18 protein-coding genes and 6 tRNA genes are annotated in these 23,912 nt (G+C 59.0%); 16 read left to right on the forward strand and 8 right to left on the reverse strand.

The features are described from left to right. Positions 1-155 precede the first annotated feature (155 nt). Positions 156-229, forward strand: a tRNA-Gln gene (locus tag MTP37_RS03195). 79 nt (positions 230-308) lie between these two features. On the opposite strand, the gene MTP37_RS03200 is transcribed toward MTP37_RS03195, so the two are convergent. Beyond that, the gene (locus MTP37_RS03200; RefSeq protein ID WP_249238176.1) at positions 309-1,649 is read right to left on the reverse strand and encodes a D-alanyl-D-alanine carboxypeptidase family protein; all 1,341 of its coding nucleotides are present in this window, start codon (positions 1,647-1,649) and stop codon (positions 309-311) included. 175 nt (positions 1,650-1,824) lie between these two features. Between MTP37_RS03200 and MTP37_RS03205 the strand changes: the two genes are divergently transcribed. Further along, a complete protein-coding gene (locus MTP37_RS03205) occupies positions 1,825-2,517 on the forward strand; it encodes a metallophosphoesterase (RefSeq protein WP_249238177.1) in 693 nt (230 codons plus the stop codon). 69 nt (positions 2,518-2,586) lie between these two features. On the opposite strand, the gene recG is transcribed toward MTP37_RS03205, so the two are convergent. The 6 genes from recG to MTP37_RS03235 form a co-directional block, all read right to left on the reverse strand. Continuing rightward, positions 2,587-4,647 (reverse strand): ATP-dependent DNA helicase RecG, encoded by a 2,061-nt coding sequence (recG, locus tag MTP37_RS03210; RefSeq protein WP_249238178.1) that lies wholly within the window; start codon positions 4,645-4,647, stop codon positions 2,587-2,589. 136 nt (positions 4,648-4,783) lie between these two features. Continuing rightward, positions 4,784-4,858: transfer RNA gene (locus MTP37_RS03215), tRNA-Cys, on the reverse strand. 28 nt (positions 4,859-4,886) lie between these two features. Beyond that, a tRNA-Gly gene (locus MTP37_RS03220) sits at positions 4,887-4,962 on the reverse strand. Between the two features lie 86 nt (positions 4,963-5,048). After that, positions 5,049-5,125 (reverse strand) — tRNA-Asp (locus MTP37_RS03225). A gap of 29 nt (positions 5,126-5,154) precedes the next feature. After that, positions 5,155-5,230: transfer RNA gene (locus MTP37_RS03230), tRNA-Gly, on the reverse strand. Between the two features lie 31 nt (positions 5,231-5,261). Beyond that, positions 5,262-5,337: transfer RNA gene (locus MTP37_RS03235), tRNA-Phe, on the reverse strand. A 328-nt stretch (positions 5,338-5,665) separates the two neighbouring features. On the opposite strand from MTP37_RS03235, the gene MTP37_RS03240 reads away from it, so the two are divergent. The 14 genes from MTP37_RS03240 to ribF all read left to right on the forward strand — a co-directional run bounded on the left by MTP37_RS03240 (position 5,666) and on the right by ribF (position 22,841). Further along, positions 5,666-7,657, forward strand: coding sequence for a DNA gyrase/topoisomerase IV subunit B (locus MTP37_RS03240; RefSeq protein ID WP_249238179.1), 1,992 nt, complete (start codon positions 5,666-5,668; stop codon positions 7,655-7,657). Positions 7,658-7,949: 292 nt separating this feature from the next. After that, positions 7,950-10,199, forward strand: a complete 2,250-nt coding sequence (locus tag MTP37_RS03245; RefSeq protein ID WP_249238180.1) for a DNA gyrase subunit A — start codon at positions 7,950-7,952, stop codon at positions 10,197-10,199. Between the two features lie 449 nt (positions 10,200-10,648). Continuing rightward, positions 10,649-11,134, forward strand: a complete 486-nt coding sequence (gene rlmH, locus MTP37_RS03250) for a 23S rRNA (pseudouridine(1915)-N(3))-methyltransferase RlmH (protein ID WP_044954166.1) — start codon at positions 10,649-10,651, stop codon at positions 11,132-11,134. Positions 11,135-11,316: 182 nt separating this feature from the next. Next, positions 11,317-12,738, forward strand: a complete 1,422-nt coding sequence (locus MTP37_RS03255; RefSeq protein ID WP_097773884.1) for a glycine--tRNA ligase — start codon at positions 11,317-11,319, stop codon at positions 12,736-12,738. A 506-nt stretch (positions 12,739-13,244) separates the two neighbouring features. After that, entirely contained in the window at positions 13,245-14,486 is a 1,242-nt protein-coding gene (locus tag MTP37_RS03260) for an aminopeptidase (RefSeq protein WP_249238181.1), read from the forward strand. Between the two features lie 137 nt (positions 14,487-14,623). Further along, positions 14,624-15,109 (forward strand): ribosome maturation factor RimP, encoded by a 486-nt coding sequence (locus MTP37_RS03265; protein WP_249238182.1) that lies wholly within the window; start codon positions 14,624-14,626, stop codon positions 15,107-15,109. A gap of 38 nt (positions 15,110-15,147) precedes the next feature. Beyond that, positions 15,148-16,254, forward strand: a complete 1,107-nt coding sequence (gene nusA / locus MTP37_RS03270; RefSeq protein WP_249238183.1) for a transcription termination factor NusA — start codon at positions 15,148-15,150, stop codon at positions 16,252-16,254. 33 nt (positions 16,255-16,287) lie between these two features. Then, entirely contained in the window at positions 16,288-16,587 is a 300-nt protein-coding gene (gene rnpM / locus MTP37_RS03275; RefSeq protein WP_249238184.1) for an RNase P modulator RnpM, read from the forward strand. After that, complete coding sequence (locus MTP37_RS03280) at positions 16,571-16,948, forward strand: L7Ae/L30e/S12e/Gadd45 family ribosomal protein (RefSeq protein ID WP_249238185.1); 378 nt, start codon at positions 16,571-16,573, stop codon at positions 16,946-16,948. Before rnpM ends, MTP37_RS03280 begins: the two co-directional genes overlap by 17 nt. Then, positions 16,945-19,401 carry a translation initiation factor IF-2 gene (gene infB, locus MTP37_RS03285; protein WP_249238186.1) on the forward strand — a complete coding sequence of 819 codons (2,457 nt, stop codon included), beginning with the start codon at positions 16,945-16,947 and terminating at the stop codon, positions 19,399-19,401. Before MTP37_RS03280 ends, infB begins: the two co-directional genes overlap by 4 nt. Before the next feature lie 168 nt (positions 19,402-19,569). Continuing rightward, complete coding sequence (gene rbfA, locus MTP37_RS03290; RefSeq protein WP_249238187.1) at positions 19,570-19,962, forward strand: 30S ribosome-binding factor RbfA; 393 nt, start codon at positions 19,570-19,572, stop codon at positions 19,960-19,962. 19 nt (positions 19,963-19,981) lie between these two features. Continuing rightward, on the forward strand, positions 19,982-20,971 hold the full coding sequence (locus MTP37_RS03295) for a DHH family phosphoesterase (protein ID WP_249238188.1): 990 nt from the start codon (positions 19,982-19,984) through the stop codon (positions 20,969-20,971). After that, complete coding sequence (gene truB, locus MTP37_RS03300; RefSeq protein ID WP_249238189.1) at positions 20,972-21,856, forward strand: tRNA pseudouridine(55) synthase TruB; 885 nt, start codon at positions 20,972-20,974, stop codon at positions 21,854-21,856. A 67-nt stretch (positions 21,857-21,923) separates the two neighbouring features. After that, on the forward strand, positions 21,924-22,841 hold the full coding sequence (gene ribF / locus MTP37_RS03305) for a bifunctional riboflavin kinase/FMN adenylyltransferase (RefSeq protein WP_249238190.1): 918 nt from the start codon (positions 21,924-21,926) through the stop codon (positions 22,839-22,841). A 63-nt stretch (positions 22,842-22,904) separates the two neighbouring features. On the opposite strand, the gene tsaD is transcribed toward ribF, so the two are convergent. Continuing rightward, complete coding sequence (gene tsaD / locus MTP37_RS03310) at positions 22,905-23,912, reverse strand: tRNA (adenosine(37)-N6)-threonylcarbamoyltransferase complex transferase subunit TsaD (RefSeq protein WP_249238191.1); 1,008 nt, start codon at positions 23,910-23,912, stop codon at positions 22,905-22,907.

Here is a 23,912-nt window from a genome sequence, read left to right on the forward strand (position 1 = left end):
GCAACAAATCGGGCGGATTTTGCTGCAGGAATGAAAAAAACCGCTTTTTTACAAATCGTGCAGCACAAAAGGCTGCGGAGGATGGCCGCAAAAGCGGAAAAGTGGAGCCTTCCTCTTGTGGAAAAACAAAGAATATGGTATAATATCTTGCACGATGCGCCATCGCCAAGCGGTAAGGCAGGGGACTTTGACTCCCCCATCGTAGGTTCGACTCCTGCTGGCGCAACCAAAAGCCCCGTCATCCTGAAAAGGCTGGCGGGGCTTTTTGCATCACTTTTTCCACAAAGTGCGGCTGAACGGTGCAAAACTCAGCGACGGTGGATCTTTCTGGTGGGCTTGCGGCGGTTCCAGCCGTTCAGGAACGTCCACAAAAAGTAAATTGCGGCAGAGATAATACTTAGCGTTATCACAACTTTGAGGTACAGACTGCCCAGAAACTCCCGGAACCGGGCCACCGTGAACAGCAGCGGGTTCAGGCTGACATCCTGCCCGGCGATCAGGTCCACCACGCCGATGGTCTCACCGGCCAGCTTCAGTTCCACGGTGCCCACCACATCGCCCTGCTGGATGGGCGCACTGACCGCATCCGGCAGATGAAAATATTTCTGGGTCACGCTGCCGTCACCGGTGGAGGGCAGCAGGGTCATCATGCTGTCGGCGGGGTACAGCTGCAGGGAGCTGGTGTCGGAGGAATACTTCACCGGGATCTCGGCCAGCGTAAGGTCGGTATCCAGCGCGGCCTGAATGGAAAAGCTGTCGAACACCCAGTCCATCAGCTTCACGGTCTCGTACAGGGCGGGGCGGCGGTTGGCGTAGCCGAAATCGTCGCAGGTGTCGGGGCTCTGCATCACGCAGAAAATATAGGTTGCACCGTCCTTGTTGGCCCATGAAACATAGCTCTGGCGGCCGCTGTCGTTTTTAAAGGCGGTCACATCGCACATGCCGCCCTGCATGGCGCTGCGGTAGTATTTGCCGCCGCTGGATTTGCTCAGCGCGGCGTTCTGGCTGACCAGAATGGAGGAGGACCGGTGCTTTTCCTTGGCGGGCATCGTAAAGGTGGGAGCACCGGAGATCTCGGCAAAGGCATCGAAGCTCATCAGATAGCGCAGGATCAGGTACATATCCACGGCGCAGGTCACATTGCCGCTGTCGATGCCGCAGGCGTCGGTCCATGTGCTGCCGGTGGTGCCGATGCGCTGGGACAGGGTGTTCATCTGGCTCACCCAACCGGCCAGATCGCCGCCGGAAAGGGTGTAGGCCAGACCCATGGCGGCTTCGTTGGCGTTGCGGGTCAGCATGGCGTAGACGGCTTCCCGGTAGGTGAAGGTCTCGTTGGAACGCATGTCGGCGTTGTTGGTGTTGTATACATAATCCGAAATGGCGAACGGCATCTGGAAGGTGTCGTCCAGATGGTCGGCGTAGTTGGTCAGCAGCAGGGCGACGGTCATATACTTGGTCAGGCCGCCGGCCGGTACCTGCTTTGCGCTGTCCTTATCGTAGACGATGATGTTGGTGTCAGTGTTGACGATGTAGGCGCTCTGCGCCTGCACCTGATAGACCGGGGTGGGGTCGAACATGGCGCCGGCAGGCAGAAGCAGGCAGCTGAACAGGACAGCGAACGACAAAACCAGTGCAAAAATACGTTTCATGTGGACAATTCCTTTAAAAAGCGATAATATAAAACAACAGGCAGCACGGCACAAGCGCCGTGCGCCGGGTAAGAACGAGATCACAGCGGAAGGCTGTATTCTTTATAATAACAGGTTTGGCGGGGTGTGACAAGGCTTATTGTGCCGATTTCACATCCGGTCAGGGAGGACAGGAATGGTATATCTGACAGGGGACACCCACGGCGATATCGACCGCTTCAAACATGGCAAGCTGCGCTGGCTGGGCAAACGGGACACCGTGGTGGTGCTGGGCGATTTTGGTTTTGTGTGGGACGGCAGCAGGGAGGAACAGAAAAAGCTGGATTGGCTGCGCAAGCGCCCGTATACCCTGCTGTTTCTGGACGGCAGCCACGAAAACTATGATCTTTTGAAGCAGTATCCCACCGAGGAACGCTTTGGCGGCAAGGTGCAGGCACTGGGCGGCAATGTGTACCATGTGTGCCGCGGCAGCGTGCTGGAACTGGAAGGAAAAAAGTATCTGTGCTTTGGCGGTGCGGAAAGTCAGGACCGGGAGGACCGGGAACCCGGCGTGAACTGGTGGAAGGAAGAAATGCCCTCGGATGAGGAATACGTCTTCTGTGAGGAGAACCTTGCAGCCTGCGATTACAAAGTGGATTATGTGCTGACCCACGATGCGCCAAGCAGATTTTTGGATTTTACCGCCCTTGCCAGCGGCGAGAACAACCAGCTGCACAGTTTTCTGGATAAAATTTTGTTGAAGCTGACCTACGACAAGTGGTTTTTTGGCTGCTATCATAAGGATACCCAGCTTTCCACCAAAAGCCGCTGCGTGTTCTGCGATGTGATAAGCATGGGCGAACGGCACGCAAAGCGTTCCGTTCGATAACAGGGGCCGCTGCACCAGCCGTGCAGCGGCTTTTGCATTTGATGCTGTTTGTACGCAAAAAACTCCGGATCAGTTCATGGCTCCGGCTTTCTCGAACATCTGCTGCACCTGCTGTTCCAGCAGCGCGTGCTCCGGCGCTTCCAGCAGAGGGTCTTCTGCCAGCATGGCGGCGGCCTCGCTCTGGGCGGCGTGAAGGGTGCGGGTGTCGTTCATCAGGTCGGCGATCTGCAGGGTGGGCAGGCCGTGCTGGCGGCTGCCGAAAAAGTCGCCGGGGCCGCGGGTCTCCAGATCGTACTGCGCCACCGCAAAGCCGTCCGTGGTGCTGCACAAAAATTTCAGCCGTTTTTGTACGTTTTCGCTTTGGTTGTCGCTGACAAGGAAACACCAGCTTTCCGCAGCGCCGCGTCCCACGCGGCCGCGCAGCTGGTGCAGAGCGCTCAGGCCGTAGCGCTCTGCGTTTTCGATCACCATTACGCTGGCATTGGGCACATCCACGCCCACCTCAATGACGGTGGTGGACACCAGTGCGTCCAGACGTCCGGCCTTGAAGTCCTCCATGACGGCGGCCTTCTCCTTGGGCTTCAGCTTGCCGTGCATCAGGCCTACCCGGCGGTCCGGCAGCAGGGCCTTGGCAATGTCCTCGTAGTAGCTCTTGACGGCGTTCAGTCCGCCATCCGGCACATCCTCAATGGCCGGGCACACCAGATACACCTGCCGCCCTCTGCCGATCTCCTGATCGAGAAAATGATAGAGGTCACGCCGCTTTTTTCCGGTGATGCATCGGGTCTTGACCGGTGTGCGGCCCGGCGGCAGCTCGTCCAGGATGGAGATGTCCAGGTCGCCGTAGATGAGCAGGCCCAGCGTGCGGGGGATGGGAGTGGCGCTCATCACCAGCAGATGCGGGTTCGCGGCTTTTTCGGCCAGCATCCCGCGCTGCCGCACCCCAAAGCGGTGCTGCTCGTCGATCACGGCAAGACCCAGCCGGGCAAATTCTACGCCCTCGCTGAGGATGGCGTGGGTGCCCACCACAAGGTCGGCTTCGTCGTTCCGGATGGCGGCAAGCGTGGTGCGTCGTGCAGCGGCCTTCATGCCGCCGGTCAGCAGGGCTACCCGCATCCCGAAGGGGGCAAGCATCCGGTTCAGGCCCTCGGCGTGCTGGGCGGCTAAAATTTCGGTGGGGGCCAGCAGCGCGGCCTGATACCCCGCCCGGATGCACGCCCAGATGGCGGCAGCCGCCACCAGCGTTTTGCCGCTGCCCACATCGCCCTGCAAAAGGCGGTTCATGGAGGTCTGACCCGCCATGTCGGCCAGAATCTCGCTCACGGCCCGGCGCTGGGCACCGGTGGGGGAGAAGGGCAGACTGGCCCAGAACGGGGACGGGTCGGCAAGCTGCATGGGGGCACCGGTGGCAGCGGCACCCCGGTTTTTCATCCGGCCAATGCCCAGCTGCAGCACCAGCAGCTCTTCGTAAATGAGCCGCCGCCGGGCGGCATAGGCCTGCTCTTCCGTGGCAGGGCAGTGGATGGCCCGCACGGCATCTGCCTTGGAGAGCAGACGGTATTTTGCCAGCATTTCCGGCGGCAGCGGGTCGGGCAGCAGCTCTGCGTGGGGCAGAAGCTGACGCACACATTTGGCAATGGCATTGCTGGTCAGGCCCTCAGTCTGGGGGTAGACGGCTTCAAAGGGAGAAGCCTTGATCTGCTCGGCTGTGCGCACCTGCGGGTTGACCATCTGGCGGCGCAGCATCCCGCCGGTAACGATGCCCTGAAAATAGTATTCCTGCCCCAGCTGCAGCTTTTGGGCGGCATAGGGATTATTGAACCATGTGATCTCCAGACTGGACACATCGTCCCCGGCAGTGATGCGCTCCATCCGCCGCCCGCCCGGCAGGATGCGCCCGCCGGGCTTTGCGAATACCTCGGCCTTTACCACGCATTCCACATCGGCGGGGGCCTCTGCGATGGAGTAGGGCTTCGTGAAGTCGATATATCTGCGGGGGTAGTGGCACAGCAGGTCGGCCAGCGTCACGATGCCCAGCTTCTCGAACCGCTCGGCGGTCTTGGGGCCGACGCCCTTCAGGTAGCGCACCGGCGTATCCGGGGTGAGGGTGGTATGGTTTTCGGTGGGCATGGCGTCAGCTCCTTTCTATAGCAGTATAGCCATTGTAGCACCTTCCCGTTTGCAAATCCAGCTAAACCGGCGATAATCATTCCGGGAACAACGCAAAACAAAAAAATCCCGGAAGCCGAAGCTTCCGGGAATCTTTTGGAGGTGACGACCAGATTTGAACTGGTGGATGAGGGTTTTGCAGACCCTTGCCTTACCACTTGGCCACGTCACCATATAGGGAGTGATGAATACCACTCCATTGGAGCGGCCGACGAGGCTCGAACTCGCTACCTCCACCTTGGCAAGGTGGCGCTCTACCAGATGAGCTACGGCCGCATATTCGGTGCATTTTACCTTGCACCCATCATTTCTGATGCCCTGAAAACAAGTTTCAAAGTAGGTGAAAGCTCGCGCTTTCTTGGTGGCGACCCGGATCGGGCTCGAACCGACGACCCCCAGCGTGACAGGCTGGTGCTCTAACCAACTGAGCTACCGGGCCATATTGGAGCAACTTTTGCTGCTCCGTTATGGAGCGGCCGACGAGGCTCGAACTCGCTACCTCCACCTTGGCAAGGTGGCGCTCTACCAGATGAGCTACGGCCGCATATTCGGAAACCCTGCTGGGTTTCCTTGACTGGTGCCTCCGATCGGAATCGAACCAATGACACGGGGATTTTCAGTCCCCTGCTCTACCGACTGAGCTACAGAGGCGCACCGGACGATGATTATTATACCTGAAATTTCGATTTTGTAAAGGGGTAAATTCAAATTTTTTCAAGAAAATTAAAACTTTCTTGATTTTGGTCGCTTTATCGCACAAAATAAGAACGACTTTTTTGAACAGAAAGGTGATCAAAAGGATGCGCAAAGAACATTTGACAAGATTAACAACCTATGGTTTAATAATAGAAAAAGAACACAGGCGCTTTTGCTCTTTACTCTTGCGTATACTTATATATAAGCAAAAAGAGCAAAGGCGTTTTGATTTGAAGCAAGACGGCTCCGTTTTTTAAAAGAGAGCGGGGCCGGGAGGAGCAGCATGGCAAAAAAACAGGAATATGGCAACGAGAGCATCACTTCTCTGAAAGGTGCCGACCGTGTGCGCAAGCGCCCGGCCGTCATCTTTGGTTCGGACGGCGTGGAGGGCTGTGCCCACTCCATCTTTGAGATCGTCTCCAACTCCATCGATGAAGCCCGCGACGGCCACGGCGACACCATCAACGTCACCCGCTGCAAGGACGGTAGCGTCATCGTGGAGGACTTTGGCCGCGGCATGCCTGTGGACTGGAACAACGGCGAGGGCCGCTACAACTGGGAGCTGCTGTTCTGTGAGATGTATGCAGGCGGCAAGTACGGCGAAGGCGAGGATAACTATGAGTTCAGCCTTGGCCTGAACGGTCTGGGCCTGTGTGCTACCCAGTATGCTTCTGCGTGGATGACGGCGGATATCTACCGTGACGGCTGCCACTATCACCTTGATTTTAAAAAGGGCGAGAACGTGGGCGGCCTGCACAAAGAGGAATACAAGGGCCGCCGCACCGGCAGCATCATCCACTGGAAGCCGGACGATGAGGTGTTCACCGACATCGATGTGCCCGGCAGCTACTATAAGGATGTGCTGCGCCGTCAGGCCGTGGTCAATGCAGGGCTTACCCTCAACTTTACCGATGAAAAGGAAAAAGACCCTGCCACCGGCAAGCCCTGGAAGGAGAGCTGGTGCTACCAGAACGGCATTGCGGACTATGTGGCCGAAACCGCCGGGGAGGATACCCTGACCCCGGTGTTCAGCTGCGAGAGCGAGGCTGTGGGCCGGGACCGCGAGGACCAGCCGGACTACAAGGTGCGCATGAGCGCAGCCTTCTGCTTTTCCAATAAGGTGCAGCTGCTGGAATATTACCACAACTCCTCCTGGCTGGAACACGGCGGAAGCCCGGAGCATGCGGTGCGCACCGCCTTTGTCTACCAGATCAACAAGTACCTGAAGGAAAAGAATCTGTACAAAAAGGGCGAGAGCGCCATCAGCTTTCAGGACGTGCAGGATTGTCTGGTGTATGTGTCCTCCAGCTTTTCCACCCGCACCAGCTACGAGAACCAGACCAAAAAGGCCATCACCAACAAATTCGTCTCGCAGGCCATGACCGACTTCCTCAAGCATTATCTGGAAGTGTATTTTCTGGAAAAACCGGAGGAGGCCCAGAAGATCTGCCAGCAGGTGCTGGTGAACAAACAAAGCCGCGAACATGCTGAAAAAACGCGCCAGAGCATCAAAAAAACACTGTCCACCCAGATCGACCTTGCCAACCGGGTGCAGAAGTTCGTGGACTGCCGCACCAAGGACGCCTCCCGCCGGGAGCTGTACATCGTGGAGGGCGATTCCGCTATGGGTGCGGTCAAATCCAGCCGGGACAGCGAGTATCAGGCCATCATGCCCATCCGCGGCAAGATCCTGAACTGCCTGAAGGCGGACTATGCCCGCATCTTCAAGTCGGACGTTATCGTGGATCTCATCAAGGTGATGGGCTGCGGCGTGGAGCTGGGCGGCAAGCACAACAAGGAGCTGGCGACCTTTAACCTCGACAACCTGCGGTTCAATAAGATCGTCATTTGTACCGATGCCGACGTGGACGGCTACCAGATCCGCACGCTGGTGCTCACCATGCTCTACCGCTTGACGCCGACCCTGATCGAGAAGGGCTATGTGTATATCGCCGAGTCGCCTTTGTACGAGATCACCACGAAGGAACGCACCTATTTTGCCTATACCGAACCGGAAAAGGCCGCTTTTCTGGAAGAGATCGGAGAGAAAAAATATACCATCCAGCGCTCCAAAGGTCTGGGCGAGAACGACCCCGAGATGATGTGGCTGACCACCATGAACCCGGAAAGCCGCCGCCTTATTAAAGTGATGCCCACCGATGTGGTGCAGACCGCGCAGGTGTTCGACATCCTGCTGGGTGATAACCTTGCAGGCCGCAAGGAACACATTGCGCAGCACGGCGCAGAGTATCTGGACGATCTGGATGTGAGCTGATGATTTTAAATTGCCTCCGCTTGCGCTCTGGCAATGACAGAGGTAACGTTATTTTAATTTGGTGATTTGTCGCAGCCTGCGGGCTGCTCCAAATCACGTTTTCACGAAGAAGGCCCCAACGGGTCACGGCATTTTAAGGGAAAAATGCAGAAAACCGGAACGGCTCCATCGGTGAAAGAGTAGCTCAGGATGGCCCGCAGGCCATCCTGAGCTGCAAAAATAAAAAATATTTTCCGCTGAATATGGGCAGAGCGAGAGCGGCGCCCATTTAAAATCGTCAAGAGGTTAGAAGATGCCTAGAAAATCGACCAAGAAAAGTTTAAAGCCGGTGCGCCCGCAGCTGGGCGACGGCGTTGAAATTCTGAACGCAGGCAGCGTGCTGGAGGACCCCATCACCCGCACGCTGGAAACCAACTATATGCCCTACGCCATGAGCGTCATCGTCAGCCGCGCACTGCCAGAAATCGACGGCTTCAAACCGGCGCACCGCAAGCTGCTGTACACCATGTACGAGATGGGCCTGCTCAAGGGCGCACGCACCAAGTCTGCCAACATCGTGGGCAGCACCATGCACCTGAACCCCCACGGCGATGCCGCCATCTACGACACCATGGTGCGCATGGGCCGCGGCAACGAGAGCCTGCTGGTGCCCTTTGTGGACAGCAAGGGCAACTTCGGCAAGGCCTACAGCCGGGATATGTCCTGCGCTGCTGCCCGTTACACCGAGGCAAAGCTCGAGGGTGTGTGCGAGGAGCTGTTCCGGGATATCGACAAGGAGACCGTGGACTTTGTGCCCAATTACGACAGCACCACCACCGAGCCTACCCTGCTGCCGGTCACATTCCCCACCATTCTGGCCAACAACACGCTGGGCATCGCGGTGGGCATGGCCTGCAACATCTGCTCCTTCAATCTGGCAGAGCTGTGCGCCACCACCGTGGCTTTGATGAAGGATGAAAAGCACGACATCTCCACCACCATGCCCGCCCCGGACTTTGTGGGCGGCGGTCAGATCTTGTACGATGAAGCGCAGATGCGTGAAATTTACGAGAACGGCCGCGGCAGCGTGAAGGTACGCGCCCGCTACAACGTGGTGCCCGGCGAAAACATGATCGAGGTCACCCAGATCCCGCCCACCACCACGGTGGAGGCCATTATGGACAAGATCGCAGAGCTGGTCAAGACCGGCAAGGTCAAGGAGATCAGCGACATGCGCGATGAGACCGACCTGAACGGCCTGAAGCTGACGCTGGACCTCAAGCGCGGCGTGGATGCCGACAAGCTGATGGCGAAGCTGTTCAAGGCCACCCCGCTGGAGGACAGCTTCAGCGCAAACTTCAACATTCTGGTGTCCGGTCAGCCCCGGGTCATGGGTGTGCGGGAAATTTTGAAGGAGTGGACGGCCTTCCGCGTGGAGTGCGTGCGCCGCCGCACCTATTATGACCTGCACGGCAAGGAAAAGCGCCTGCACCTGCTGCAGGGTCTTGCCGCCATCCTGCTGGATATCGACAAGGCAATCAAAATTATCCGTACCACCGAGGAAGAGACCGAGGTGGTGCCCAACCTGATGATCGGCTTTGGCATCGACGAGGTGCAGGCGGACTATGTGGCGGAGATCAAGCTGCGCCATCTGAACCGGGAATACATCCTCAAGCGCACCGGCGAGATCGAACAGCTGGAAAAGGACATCGCCGACCTGAACGATGTGCTGGCAAAGCCCGCCCGCATCCGCCGCATCATCATCAATGAACTGAACGATGTAGCGAAAAAATACGGCCAGCCCCGCCGCAGCGAGATTTTGTACGACCTGCCGGAGGAGGACGGCTCTGCCGAGGAGGAGGCTGTGCCGGATTATCCCGTAACCGTGTTCTTTACCCGGGAGGGCTACTTTAAAAAGATCCCGCCCCAGAGCCTGCGCACCGCCGGTGCCCACAAGCTGAAAGAGGGAGACGAGATCATCCAGCAGGTAGAGACCCGCAACAATGTGGAGGCGCTGTTCTTTACCGACAAGCAGCAGGTGTACAAGGTGCGTCTGGCTGAGCTGGAGGACGGCAAGGTGGCCCAGATGGGCATTTTCATCCCGGGCCGTCTGGGCATGGACGAGGGCGAAAATGTGCTGTGCATGGTCATCACCGGCGATTACAGCGGCTTTATGCTGTTCTTCTTTGCCAGCGGCAAGTGCGCGAAAATTCCCCTCAGCTCCTACGCCACCAAGCAGAACCGCCGCAAGCTGCTGAAGGCCTACTGCGACAAGGAGCCGCTGGCAACACTGCTGTTCCTGCCGGAGGAAACCGAGCTTGCCATCCGCACCAGTGCCAGCCGGATGCTGCTGGTGGGCACGGCGCAGATCGCCGCAAAGACCACCCGCGACAGTCAGGGCGTGGCGGTGGTCACTCTGAAAAAGAACCAGACCATCGCTTCGGTGGTGCCGGCGGACACGCTGGAGCTGGCGAACCCCCACCGCTACCGGGTGCGCAGCCTGCCCGCCACCGGTGCGCTGCTCCGCGCGGAGGACGAGGGCGAGCAGATGAGCCTGCTGTAAAACGTTTTTATTGCGAAATGGCTCCGCTTCGCTCTGCCATTCTCAGCGGAAGTTGATTTTAAGGATTGCAAATTGGAAAAATCTGCGGATTTTTCCAATTTGCCTTTTCACAAGAAAGGCCGCAACGGCAAACGGCATCTTGCTGCTGTTGGCTTGCAGCCGTTGTGCAGCGGAAAAATGCATTTTCCGGCAGCGACCCCTCCCGTGAAAAAGCAGCTCCGAAACGACCGCAGTCGTTTCGGAGCTGCAAATTATAAAAATAATTTTTCCGCTGATATTGCAACGGCGACGACTGCGGCCTGCGGCCGAAGCAGGGAGGAGCTGTTGGGGCCGTGGCCAGCAGGATGCAAGGCCCGCTCAAGGGCCGTAGCAGACGCTGGGTGCCACAACTCGTCCAGAGCGAAGCGGAGACAATTTTAAATCGTTTCGATATAAAAGAGGAAACTGCAATGCAAAACATCGACCTGATCTGTGTGGGCAAGCTGAATGCCAAATATTTCGCCGAGGGCGTAGCCGAGTACCAGAAGCGCCTTGCCGCCTTTGCATCCTTCCGCATCATCGAACTGCCGGAAGAGAAGATCGAAGAGAAAAACGCTTCCGATGCCGTGGTAAAAAAGGCACTGGACAAGGAGGGCAAGGCCATCCTGTCCAACGTGCGCAAGGGTGCTGCCATCGTGGCCATGTGCATCGAGGGCAGGCAGATCTCCTCCGACGAGCTGGCGCAGTTCCTTGCGGACCGCGCGAACAGCGGGGCAGGGGATGTGGCCTTTGTGATCGGCTCGTCCCACGGCCTGTCCGATGAGGTGAAAAAGGCGGCGGCCCTCAAATTCAGCATGGGCCGCATTACCATGCCCCACCAGCTGGCCCGCCTTGTGCTGACGGAACAGATCTACCGTGCCTGCACCATCAATGCAGGAATGAAATACCATAAATAAGAGCAAAAACCGGTCTGTTCCCCCAAGCAGGCCGGTTTTCGGCTTTACAAGCGGCGCAAAACATGGTACAGTAAAGATACTGTGCTTTCCCTTTGAAAAGCACGCCCGGCAGTGGGGAAAGCTGCCGGAACGATACAACAACGACACGGCAAACCAGCCGCGGACGGAAAGGATGTACTACAATGGAACAGAGCGAAAAGACCCTTGATATGATCGTCAATCTCTGCAAGAACCGTGGTTATGTGTTCCCCGGTTCCGAGATCTACGGCGGTCTGGCCAACAGCTGGGACTACGGCCCGCTGGGTGTCGAATTCAAGAACAATGTCAAAAAGGCATGGCTGAAGAAATTCGTGCAGGAGAGCCCCTATAATGTGGGTCTGGATGCGGCCATCATCATGAACCCCCAGACCTGGGTGACCACCGGCCATGTGTCCAGCTTCTCGGACCCCCTGCTGGACTGCCGCGCCTGCAAGGCACGCCACCGCGCCGACAAGCTGATCGGTGAAGAGCACCCCGAGGTGAATGTGGATGCCATGAGCTTTGACGAGATGGATGCCTTCATCGCAGAGCATGAGGACATCGTCTGCCCCGTCTGCGGCAAGCATGACTTCACCCCCATCCGCAAGTTCAACCTGATGTTCAAGACTGCCATCGGTGTTACCGAGGACAGCTCTTCCACCTGCTATCTGCGTCCCGAGACCGCACAGGGCATCTTTGTCAACTTTGCCAACATCCAGCGCACCACCCGCCGCAAGCTGCCCTTCGGCGTGTGTCAGGTGGGTAAGGCCTTCCGCAATGAGATCACCCCGGGCAACTTCACCTTCCGCACCCGCGAGTTCGAGCAGATGGAGTGCGAGTTCTTCTGCAAGCCCGGCACCGATCTGGAATGGTTCGCTTACTGGAAGGACTACTGCGAGAACTGGCTGCTGAGCCTTGGCATCAAGAAGGAGCATCTGCGCCTGCGTGACCACGAGCCTGCAGAGCTGGCTTTCTACAGCCGCGCTACCACCGATATCGAGTACGCCTTCCCGTTCACCGACTGGGGTGAGCTGTGGGGCATTGCAGACCGTACCAACTACGACCTGACCCGCCATCAGGAGGCTTCCGGCAAGAGTCTGGAGTACTTCGACAGCGAGACCAACGAGCACTACATCCCCTACGTCATCGAGCCCTCTCTGGGCTGCGACCGTGTGGCGCTGGCCTTCCTGTGCGAGGCCTACGACGAGGAGCACCTGACCGACAGCAAGGGCAAGGAGGATATCCGCACCGTGCTGCATCTGCATCCGGCTCTGGCTCCCTACAAGTGCGCCGTGCTGCCCCTGAGCAAGAAGCTGGGCGAGAAGGCCATGGAAATCCGCAACGAGCTGAGCAAGTACTTCATGGTGGATTACGACGATACCGGTTCCATCGGCAAGCGTTACCGTCGCGAGGACGAGATCGGCACCCCGTACTGCATCACCGTGGACTTTGATACCGTGGGCGACGAGGCCAAGGGCATTGCTGCCGACAACTGCGTCACCGTCCGTGACCGCGACACCATGGAGCAGGTGCGTATGCCCATCTCTGAGCTGAAAGCTTATATCGAGAGCAAGATCGAGTTCTGAGAAAAATTCGCTTTCAGGCGATAAAAAACAGCCCCGCCGTTGCAATTTCGGCGGGGCTGTGCTATAATACAAATAAAGAAAGTGCTGTCTGGCAAACGGTCAGTACCTTTCCGGCGCGATAATCAAAAGATGACCGCTCAGGTTTGGACGCTGAGGGCGGTCATTTTTTGTTATTGAAGATCTTCCACGCGATATCGAAAATGCCAAAGCTCACGGTTGCAAGCAATGTGAGCAGAGCTAGAGTTTCTAAAAGCGTCATGAAGCATCACCCCCTTCGCTGCAAAGCGTCGGGGTACGACAAAAATGTTCGCCTTCCCGACGCAGGGCCGAAAAGGCATAGACCGCCTGCCGTATGTAGACAGCACTCTCAAAAGACAGTATAACAGACGTTTCCTGCTTTTTCAACAGTAGGAGGTGTCTGTTTTCTTTTTACTGGACAGAACGGCTTGTACCGGGTATACTGAAAAACAGAAAAACATGATTTCTACACCGCAGGAGGTTCTACCGTGGAAAACTTTGACGAACTGCTGAAAAAATATGCCGATTTCATCGTCCGGGTGGGGGTGAACCCGCAGCCCGGGCAGACCCTCATCATCAACTGCCCGCTGGAGGGCGCGCCGCTGGCGCGGCTGTGCGTGCGCAGCGCCTACGAAGCCGGTGCCCGGGATGTGCAGGTGAACTGGAGCGATGACGCTGTGGCCCGCGCCCGCATGGAGCTGGGCAGCGAGGAAGCGCTGACTGACCACAAGCCATGGCAGCTGCGCCGTTATCTCGACTATGCCGAAAGCGAGGGCGGCGTGTGTGTGCTGCACCTCATTGCGGATGACCCGGAGCTGTATGCCGGATTGGATGGCAACAAGATCAGCCGGGTAAATGCCGCCCGCCGCGCCTTTATGGAAGAGTGGCAGGAATACACCATGAACGACCGGGTGCAGTGGTCCATTGCGGCTCTGCCCAGCGTGCCGTGGGCAAAGAAGATCTTCCCGGAGCTGGACGCAGACGCCGCCATGGAGGCTTTGTGGAAGCTGATCTTTGACGTCTGCCGGGTCACCGGCGGCGACCCGGTGGGCGAGTGGCAGGCCCATATGGAACGGCTCTCTGCCCTGCGCGACAAAATGAATGCGCTGGATCTGGAAAGCGTGCATTTTGAAAGCAGCAACGGCACCGACCTGACCGTGGGTCTTGCGGATCAGGCTGTGTGGGAAAGCGCCGCCAGCAAAAGCGAAAAGGGTGTGGTGTTCCTGCCCAACATCCCGACGGAAGAGGTGTTCACTGCGCCCCATAAAGATAAGGTGGAGGGTGTCGTCTATGGCACCAAGCCCTATGTGTTCAACGGCCAGCTCATCAAGAACTTCCGCGTCACCTTTGAGAAGGGCCGGGTGGTGGACTACCACGCCGAGCAGGGACAGCTGCTGCTGGGCCGTCTGCTGGACGGGGATGAGGGCTCCCGCAGCATCGGCGAGGTGGCACTGGTGCCTGCAAGCAGCCCCATCAACCGCAGCGGAAAGCTGTTCTACAGTACGCTGTTTGACGAGAACGCTGCCTGTCATATCGCCTTTGGCGCCAGCTATCCCGGCACCACGAAGGGCGGCACGGCGCTTTCCAAAGAGGAGCTGTTGGCCCGCGGCATGAACCAGTCGCATCTGCATGAGGATGTGATGATCGGTGCCGAGGACAGCCATATCACCGGCAAATGCCGCGATGGCCGCACCGTGGAGCTGTTCCGGGACGGCGTCTGGGTGCTGTAAAAGACTCTGCGGCGAAAAAAATCTGCGAAAATGCTTGCATAATCGCGGGATGTATGGTATATTCTAGTAGTACGATATAGTTTAACCTGAAACGTGGGCCGCAAGGTCCGCGTTTCTTGTTTGTATGGAGGTTTTTTATGGCGAAGCAGTCTGGCGGCAACACCGCCCAGAGAGTCGAAGCGCTTGTCCGCCCCACCGTGGAGGGCATGGGCCTGCGCCTGTGGGATGTGGTTTTTGAAAAGGAAGGTCCGGACTGGTATCTCCGCGTGCTCATCGACAAGGACGGCACCATGGATACGGACACCTGCGCGGATGTCTCCCATGCGTTGGACCCCATCCTTGACGAGGCAGACCCCATCGACCAGAGCTATTATCTGGAGGTTGGCAGCCCCGGCCTTGGCCGTAAGCTCACCCGCCCGGAGCACTACGAGGCCCTCAAGGGCCAGAAAGTCCGGGTAAAGCTCATTCGCCCGAACGCCGACGGCGTGCGCGAGTTTGCCGGTATCCTGACAGGCCGCGAGGGCAGCACCGTCACGGTGGACACCAATGCAGGCGCTGTCACCTTTGAGGTGAACGCCGCAGCCAGCGTGAACCTGTGCGACGACGAAGACCTGTTTGATTAACATAGATAAGAGAGTAAATTACAGGAGGAACCCGAAAAATGGCAGCAGCGAACAATGAATTTTTTGAAGCTCTCTCCATGCTGGAGCATGAGCGCGGCATCACCGCAGAGTACCTGATCGAGAAGATCAAGGCGGCGATCATCATTGCCGTCAAGAAGAACTATGAGGTGGAGGAAGACCATGTGAAGGTGGACATCGACCCCGCCGCAGGCCGCTTTGATGTGGCCCTGATCCAGGACGTTGTGGCTGATGAGGACTGGTACGACGAGCATTCTGAGATCGGCATCACCGAGGCACAGAAGATCCGCAAGACCTACGAGGTGGGCGACCGCATCATCACCCCGCTCAAGACCAAGGACTTTGGCCGCATTGCTGCACAGACTGCAAAGCATGTCATCCGTCAGGGCATCCGCGAGGCCGAGCGCAGCCAGCAGCTCAGCGAGATCCAGTCCCGTGCACACGACATCGTGCAGGCCACCGTCACCCGCGTTGACCCCGAGAAGGGCATCGTTGCTCTGGATCTGGGCAAGGGCGGCGAGGCTGTCCTGCCCCGCAACGAGCAGGTGCCCGGCGAGGTCTATACCGAGGGCGAGACCCTGCAGGTCTACGTTGTGGACGTGGTCAGCACCGAGCGCGGCCCCCGCGTCATGATCAGCCGCACCCACCCCGGCCTTGTCAAGCGCCTGTTCGAGCTGGAAGTGCCCGAGATCTTTGACGGCACTGTGGAGGTCAAGGCCATCAGCCGCGAGGCCGGTGCCCGCACCAAGATGGCTGTGTGGAGCAAGGACCCCAATGTCAACCCTGTTTCTGCCTGCATCGGTGAGCACGGCGCCCGCGTGGCTGCCGTGGTCGAGAAGCTGGGCGGCGAGAAGATCGATATCGTGAAGTGGAGCGAGGATATCTCCGAGTTCATCTCCGCAGCCCTGAGCCCTGCCAAGGTGGTCAAGGTGGAGCTGCTGCCCGGCGAGACCCGTTCCTGCCGCGTCACCGTGCCCGACCAGCAGTTGAGCCTTGCCATCGGCAACAAGGGCCAGAACGCCCGCCTGTGCGCACGTCTGACCGGCTACAACATCGATATTCGCCCTGAGAGCGGCTACTACGGTGAGGAAGAGCCCAAGAAGGAAGCCGAGACCGACGCCGAGTAATTCCGGCGCAGATGGCCAAAGGAGGGAAACCGGATGGCACAGAAAAAGATCCCTTCCCGCCAGTGCATCGGCTGCATGACCAGCCGCCCCAAAAAGGGGCTGGTGCGTGTGGTGCGTGCACCCAGCGGAGAGATCAGCATTGATCTGGTCGGCAAAAAGCCGGGCCGCGGAGCCTATCTCTGCCCGAACCCCGACTGCCTGACCAAGGCAAAAAAGAAAAAGGCGCTGGAGCGCTGCTTTGAGCAGCCGGTTCCCGCCGAAGTATACGAGGCATTGGCCGCACAGCTGGCCGAAGCCGCAAAGGAGGCAGCAGACAATGGCAAAGAAGAATAACACCCCCGCAAAACCCAAGCTGCCCCCGGAGGAAGCGCTGTTTCAGGCACTGAGCCTGTGCCGCAAGGCAGGCGCACTGACCATGGGCTTTGACGCCGTGGAAGATGCCTGCGTCAAGAGCAAGGCATGGCTGGTGATGGTGGCATCCGATGCCAGCGCCAAGACCGTGCAGCGCCTCAACTATTCTGTGGGCGATCTGGTGGATGTGATCACCATGCCGCTTACACAGGATAAGCTGGCCGATATCAGCCGCAAGCCTGTGGCTGTTTATGCGGTGACCGACCGCAACCTCGCAAAGCTCTGCTTTGACCGCCTGTCGGACTGCGGAGCAATCAAAAATGAGGAGGATATGAGCGAATGATCGTAAAATATAAAGTGAGTGACTTTGCAAAGGACCTGAACGTTTCTGCCAAGAAGGTCCTGGATGAGCTGAACGCCATGGGCAGCACCGGCAAGAAGAACAGCTCCAATCTGGAAGAGAACGAGCTGAACTACCTGCTGGAGAAGTTCAGCAAGGCCGGCAGCGTGAAGGATCTGAACGAGTTCCTGAACAGCGCCAAGGCCCCCAAGGAAGAGCCCAAGGCTGCCGAGAAGAAGGCAGACAAGAAGCCCGAGGCCCCCAAGGCCGAAAAGAAGCCGGAGCAGCCCGCTGCCAAGAAGGCTGAGCCTGCCCAGCAGAACAAAAACAACAATAAGCACAACGATAAAAAGCCCGAGCAGCACAAGAAACGCGAGGAGAAGACCGTTTCCCTGAGCGAGCTGGCCCGCGAGACCGGTGCCAAGGCTGCAAATGCTCCGGCACAGGCTGTTTCTGTGCGCCGTGAGGACAATCAGGTGACCGTGGATACCCGTACCGTGGACATGAACGTGGATCGCTTCGATGCCCGCTACGATGATCTGGCTTCCACCAAGAACACCGAGAACCGCCGCAAGCCCACGCCGCAGGGCAACAAGCAGAAGTTCACCCAGCGTGGCCAGCGCCAGCGCCAGCAGTTCCAGAAGGGCAAGCGCGAGACCGAGTTCGAGCGTCTGCAGCGCATCCAGCTGGAAAAGGCCCGCAGCGCACAGCTGAAGGTGATGATCCCCGACGAGATCACCGTGGGCGAGCTGGCTGCCCGCCTGAAGCAGCAGGCCGGCAAGGTCATTGCCAAGTTCATGCAGATGGGCGAGATGCACGCCATCAACGACGTGATCGATTTCGATACCGCTTCTCTGCTGGCAGAGGAGTTCCACGCAAAGGTCGAGCACGAGGTGCATGTGACCATCGAAGAGCGCCTGTTCACGCAGGAAGAGGATTCGCAGGAGGATCTGGTGGAGCGTCCCCCGGTGGTCTGCGTCATGGGCCACGTTGACCACGGCAAGACCAGTATTCTGGACGCCATCCGCAAGACCAACGTCACCGCAGGCGAGGCCGGCGGCATCACGCAGGCCATTGGTGCATATCAGGTCAAGGTCAACGACAGCCTCATCACCTTCCTGGATACCCCGGGCCACGAGGCGTTCACCTCCATGCGTGCTCGCGGTGCCAACATGACCGATATTGCCGTTCTGGTGGTTGCTGCCGACGACGGCATCATGCCCCAGACCATCGAGTCCATCAACCATGCCAAGGCTGCAAATGTCAAGATTATCGTGGCAATGAACAAGATGGATAAGCCCACCGCAAACCCCGAGCGCGTGATGGAAGGCCTGACCAAGTACGGCATCATCACCGAGGACTGGGGCGGCGATGTGGCCTGCATCCCGGTGTCTGCCCTGACCGGCATGGGCATCAACGACCTGCTGGAGCGTATCGCTCTGGAAGCTGAGGTCATGGAGCTGAAGGCAAACCCCAACCGCCGCGCCAAGGGTGCGGTCGTCGAGGCCCGTCTGGACAAGGGCCAGGGCCCCATTGCCACCATTCTGGTGCAGAACGGCACCCTGCACTCCGGCGACGTCATCATTGCCGGTACCGCTGTGGGCCGTGTGCGCACCATGCGCAGCGACAAGGGCCAGCTGCTGAGCGATGCCGGCCCCTCTACCCCTGTGGAGATCACCGGCCTGACCGCAGTGCCGGAAGCAGGCGACCTGTTCGAGGCTGTTGAGGACGAGCGTCTGGCCCGTGAGCTGGCCGAACAGCGCGTTGCTGCCGCCAAGGAGAAGCAGTTCTCCTCCTTCCAGAAGGTCACGCTGGATAACCTGTTCAGCCAGATGGCTCAGAACGACATGAAGGAACTGGCCATCGTGGTCAAGGCCGATGTGCAGGGCTCTGCCGAGGCTGTGAAGCAGAGTCTGGAGAAGATCTCCAACGAAGAGGTGCGCGTGCGTGTCATCCATGCCGGTGTCGGTGCCATCAGCAAGTCCGATGTGGATCTGGCCGATGCCTCCAACGCCATCATCATCGGCTTCAACGTCCGCCCCGACAACGTGGCCAAGGAAGAAGCCGCTGCCACCAAGGTGGAAATGCGTATGTACCGCGTCATTTATGATGCCATCAACGATGTCACCGACGCTATGAAGGGCATGCTGGCTCCCAAGTTCCGCGAGGTGTCTCTGGGCGAGCTGCAGGTGCGTCAGGTGTACAAGATCTCCAATGTGGGCACCGTTGCAGGCTACCGTGTGACCAGCGGCAAGATCACCCGCGACAGCAAGGTGCGCGTGGTGCGTGACGGCATCGTGGTCACCGAGGACGAGATCGCATCCCTGAAGCGCTTCAAGGACGACGTCAAGGAAGTGGCCGAGGGCTACGAGTGCGGCGTTACACTGGCAAAGTTTGCCGACGTCAAGGAAGGCGACGTGTACGAGGCCTTCAAGATGGAAGAGTACCGCGACTAAGATCTGAAATAACCCTCTCCGTCATTGCTGGCGCAATGCCACCTCCCCCGAGGTGGGAGGTTTGCTGAGAAACGGAACGTTTGCCGTATCCACGCAAAAAGCTCGCCCCTCGGGAGAGCTGCCGAGCGAAGCGAGGCTGAGAGGGTTTTCTTTTGTAAGGAGAATACTATGTCTCAGAAAAATATGGGCCGCCTTGCGCAGGATATGAAGCGCGAGGTCATTGCCATCATCGGCCGACTGAAAGACCCCCGGCTGGAGGGCGGTCTTTTGACCGTCACCCGTCTGGATGTGACCCCCGACTTGGATGTGGCCAAGGTATACGTGAGCGTCATGGGCCGTGAGGACGGCCCTAAGCCCGCCATCGAGGCACTGAACCGCGCAGCCGGTCATGTGCGCACCGAGGTGAGCAAAAAAATGCACATCCGCAAGGCTCCCCGGTTTATCTTTGTAGAGGATGACGGCGCAGCCTACGCAGCCCACATCAACGAGCTGCTCCGCACGCTGAACGTGAACGGCGACGCTGATACGGAAGCCGATGCACCGGAGGAGACCGAGGAATAATTCAGTCGGTGCGGAAAGGATGGATCATGGAATGACAGAGCAGTTGAATGTGCAGCAGATGGCCCAGCGCCTGATGACTGCGGACAACATTTTGATTCTGTGTCACAAAAACCCGGACGGCGATACCATTGGCTGCGGCAGTGCCCTGTACTGTGCCCTGAAAATGCTGGATAAGGAGGCAGCGGTGCTCTGCTCCGATGTCATTCCCACCCGGTATGCGTTCACCAATGCGCACATGTTCAAAGGAGAGTTTGAGCCCAAAACGGTGGTGGCTGTGGATGTTGCCAGCGTACAGCTGTTTGGCGAAAACAACGGCGTGCCCCAGTATTCACGTCATGTGGACCTGTGTATCGATCATCATTCGGGCAACAGCGGCTATGCCGACTTCACCTTGCTGGATGGCAGCGCCGCAGCGGCGGCAGAGCTGCTGTACGAGGTCATCTGCGCCATGGGCGTGGCCATCACCCCACACATTGCGGACTGCCTGTACACCGGCCTTGCCACCGACACGGGATGCTTCCGCTTTTCCTCCACCACGGCCAACACCCACCTTGTGGCGGCAAAGCTCATTGAGGCGGGCTGCCATGTGGAGGAGCTGAACACCCTGCTGTTCGATACCAAGCCCCGTGAGCGCATGGAAGCGGAGCGCATCGCACGCAACCATCTGGAGTACTATCTGGACGGCCGGTGCGCGCTCATTTACCTCACCCGGGACGAGATCGAGCAGAGCGGGGTGGACCCGGCCGATCTGGAAGAGCTGACCAGCCTGCCCGTGAGCATCGAAGGGGTCAAGGTGGGCCTGACCCTGCGGCAGCAGCCCGGCGGCAGCTACCGTATCAGCGTGCGCACCGCAAAGGGTGTGGATGCCTGCGCCATCGCCCGGCGTCTGGGCGGCGGCGGTCACAGCCGCGCTGCAGGCTGTGAGCTGCTGGGCAATCTGGAAAACGCAAAAAATGCAATTCTGGCAGAGGTGGAAGCCGAGCTGGACGCACCGCAGGAGGAAGCATAAATGCAGGGCATCCTGATCGTTGACAAGCCCATGGACTGGACCAGCTTCGATGTAGTGGCAAAGCTGCGCGGCGTGCTGGGCACCCGCAAGCTGGGCCACAGCGGCACGCTGGACCCCATGGCCACCGGTGTTCTGCCGGTGTTCTGCGGCGGGGCCAGCAAGGCGGTGGATTTGCAGCTGAACCACGATAAGAGCTACCGCGCGGTGCTCCGGCTGGGCGCACGCACGGATACCGGCGATGTGACCGGCACCGTGCTGGAGACCGCACCCGTCACCGCCGGGGAGCAGGAATTGCTGGCGGTGCTGCCGCAGTTCATCGGCCCGCAGATGCAGGTGCCGCCCATGTATTCGGCCATCAAGCTGAACGGCCAGCCGCTGTATAAGCTGGCCCGTGAGGGCGTGACCGTGGAACGCAGGGCTCGGCCCATTGAGATCTACCGCATCACCTACGGCGGCAGCCCGGCGGAGAATGAATATGTGCTGGATGTGCAGTGCTCCAAAGGCACCTATATCCGCACGCTGCTGGAGGATATCGCTGCCGCCATGGGCCAGAAGGGCACCATGAGCGCGCTGCGCCGCACCTCGGCCGGGGTGTACACCGAAGCCGACGCCCACACGCTGGAAGAGATCCTTGCCGCCAAAGAGCAGGGGCTTCCCGCACTGGAAGCACTGATGCTGCCGGTGGAGAGCGTGTTCGAGAGCCTGCCGCTGCTGGTGGTGGAGCCATGGGTGGAGCAGCATTTGTACAACGGCTGTCCCACCAGCCGCTACCCGGCGGCAGATGGCCGTTACCGGGTGCGCAATGCGGCAGGACAGTTTTTGGGCCTTGCCAACATCGTGCAGGGCGTGCTCCGGGTAGAAAAGCTGTTCGTAGAACGAAATTGACACCCTCATCGGTCAGCTTCGCAAGGGCGGGTGAGGGCGTATCCCGAAAGAAAAGGAAACAAGACCCATGCAGATCATTTCACAGTTTGCGCCGCTGCCGCTGGCGCAGCCGGAAAAAGGCACCGCAGTGGCAATGGGCTTTTTTGACGGTATTCACATCGGCCACCGGGCAGTGATCAACGAGGCGGTGCAGTGGGCCGGAGCCAACGATGCAGCGCCGGCACTGTTCACCTTCAGGCTGCCGGTGGTGAACAAGATGAAGGGCAAACGGCTGCTGTCCACAGCAGATAAACACGCACTGGTGGCAAGTCTTGGCGTGGAGTATTACCTCACGCCGGACTTTGAGGAGATCAAGGGCCTGACGCCGGAGCAGTTCGTGCTGGGCATCGTGCGGGACTGCCGCGCCCGGGCACTGGTCTGCGGCGAAAACTTCACCTTTGGGGCCAAAGCTGCCGGAAACCCGGAGCTGCTGCGCACCCTGTGCGAGCCGCTGGGCGTAAAGGTGATCGTGGTACCCATGGCGCAGTTTGAGGAAAAGCCGGTGTCCTCCACCCGCATCCGCACCGCGCTGGAAGGCGGCGACATCCCGGCAGCAAACGCCATGCTGGGGATGCCCTACGCCATCCGGTTCGAAGTGCAGCACGGTGCAGGTCTGGGCCACACGCTGGGGGTGCCCACCATCAACCAGCTGTACCCTGAGGGCTTCCAGCTGCCCCGCAGCGGCATCTATATCACCCGCACCTTCATCGGCGGCAAATGGTATCCTTCGGCCACCGGCCTTGGCAGCCGCCCCACCGTCAACGACGACGCCACCAAGGTGACCTGTGAGACCTTTATCCCGGGCTTTTCCGGCGACCTCTACGGCACCGACCCGGTGGTGGAGTTCCACGCCTACCTCAGCCCCAGCAAAAAGTTTGATACGCTGGACGAGCTGCGGGCCTGCATCAACAACGCTGCAAAGCGTGCGCAGGAATATTTTGCATAAGCGTGCATAAGAAAAAGACCTGTCCCTCCGGAGAACCCGGAAAGGCAGGTCTTTTTTTGCTGCTTATTCGTAGTCGATGGGTAAAGTGGGCAGGCCGTTCAGCTCCAGCCCGGCAGTGTGCCCGGCAATGTACTGGTAATACCCCTGCGCCGCGATCATAGCGCCGTTGTCACCGCAGAATTTCAGCTCCGGCAGGTAGACCTTGGCGCCCAGCTTCTGGGCACCATCGTTCACCAGCTGGCGCAGCCGTCCGTTGGCGGCAACGCCGCCTGCCAGACACACCTGCTTTGCACCGGTATCTGCAGCAGCCAGCAGCAGCTTTTCGGCCAGAATGCCCGCAATGCGCTCCTGAAAGCTGGCGGCAAGGTCGGGTACGTTCACTTCTTCGCCCTTCATCTGGGCCTTGTTCACCTCGTTCAGCACGGCGGTTTTCAGGCCGGAAAAGCTCACGTTGTATTTGCCCTCCACATGGGGCACCGGCAGGCGGTAAGCCTTGGGGTCGCCGGTCTTGGCGGCATTGGCCACGCTGGGGCCGCCGGGGTAGGGCAGACCCAGCGTGCGGGCTACTTTGTCAAAGGCTTCACCGGCGGCATCGTCCACCGTGTGGCCGAGGATGTGGTAGTGGGTGTAGTCCTGCACCTCCACAATGTGGCTGTGGCCGCCGGAGGCCACCAGACAGAGGAAGGGTGGCTTCAGCTCCGGGTGGGTGAGGTACAGTGCGGCAATGTGTCCGCGCAGGTGGTGCACCGGCACCAAAGGCTTATTGGCCGAGTAGGCCAGACCCTTGGCAAAATTCACGCCCACCAGCACTGCACCGATCAGGCCCGGCGCAAAGGTGACGGCCACGGCATCCACATCGTCGATGGTCCTGCCTGCGTCCAGCAGGGCTTTTTTGACCGTGGCGCTGATAAATTCGCAGTGGCGGCGGCTAGCGATCTCCGGCACAACGCCGCCGTAAAGAGCCTGTTCTTTTACGCTGGTGGAGATGACGTTGCTCAGCAGGTGCCGGCCATCCTCCACCAGAGCTGCGGCGGTCTCGTCGCAGGTGGATTCAATTCCCAAAATAATCAT

Origin of the sequence: Faecalibacterium sp. HTF-F (assembly GCF_023347535.1) — a bacterium.
GTDB lineage: Bacteria > Bacillota > Clostridia > Oscillospirales > Ruminococcaceae > Faecalibacterium > Faecalibacterium wellingii.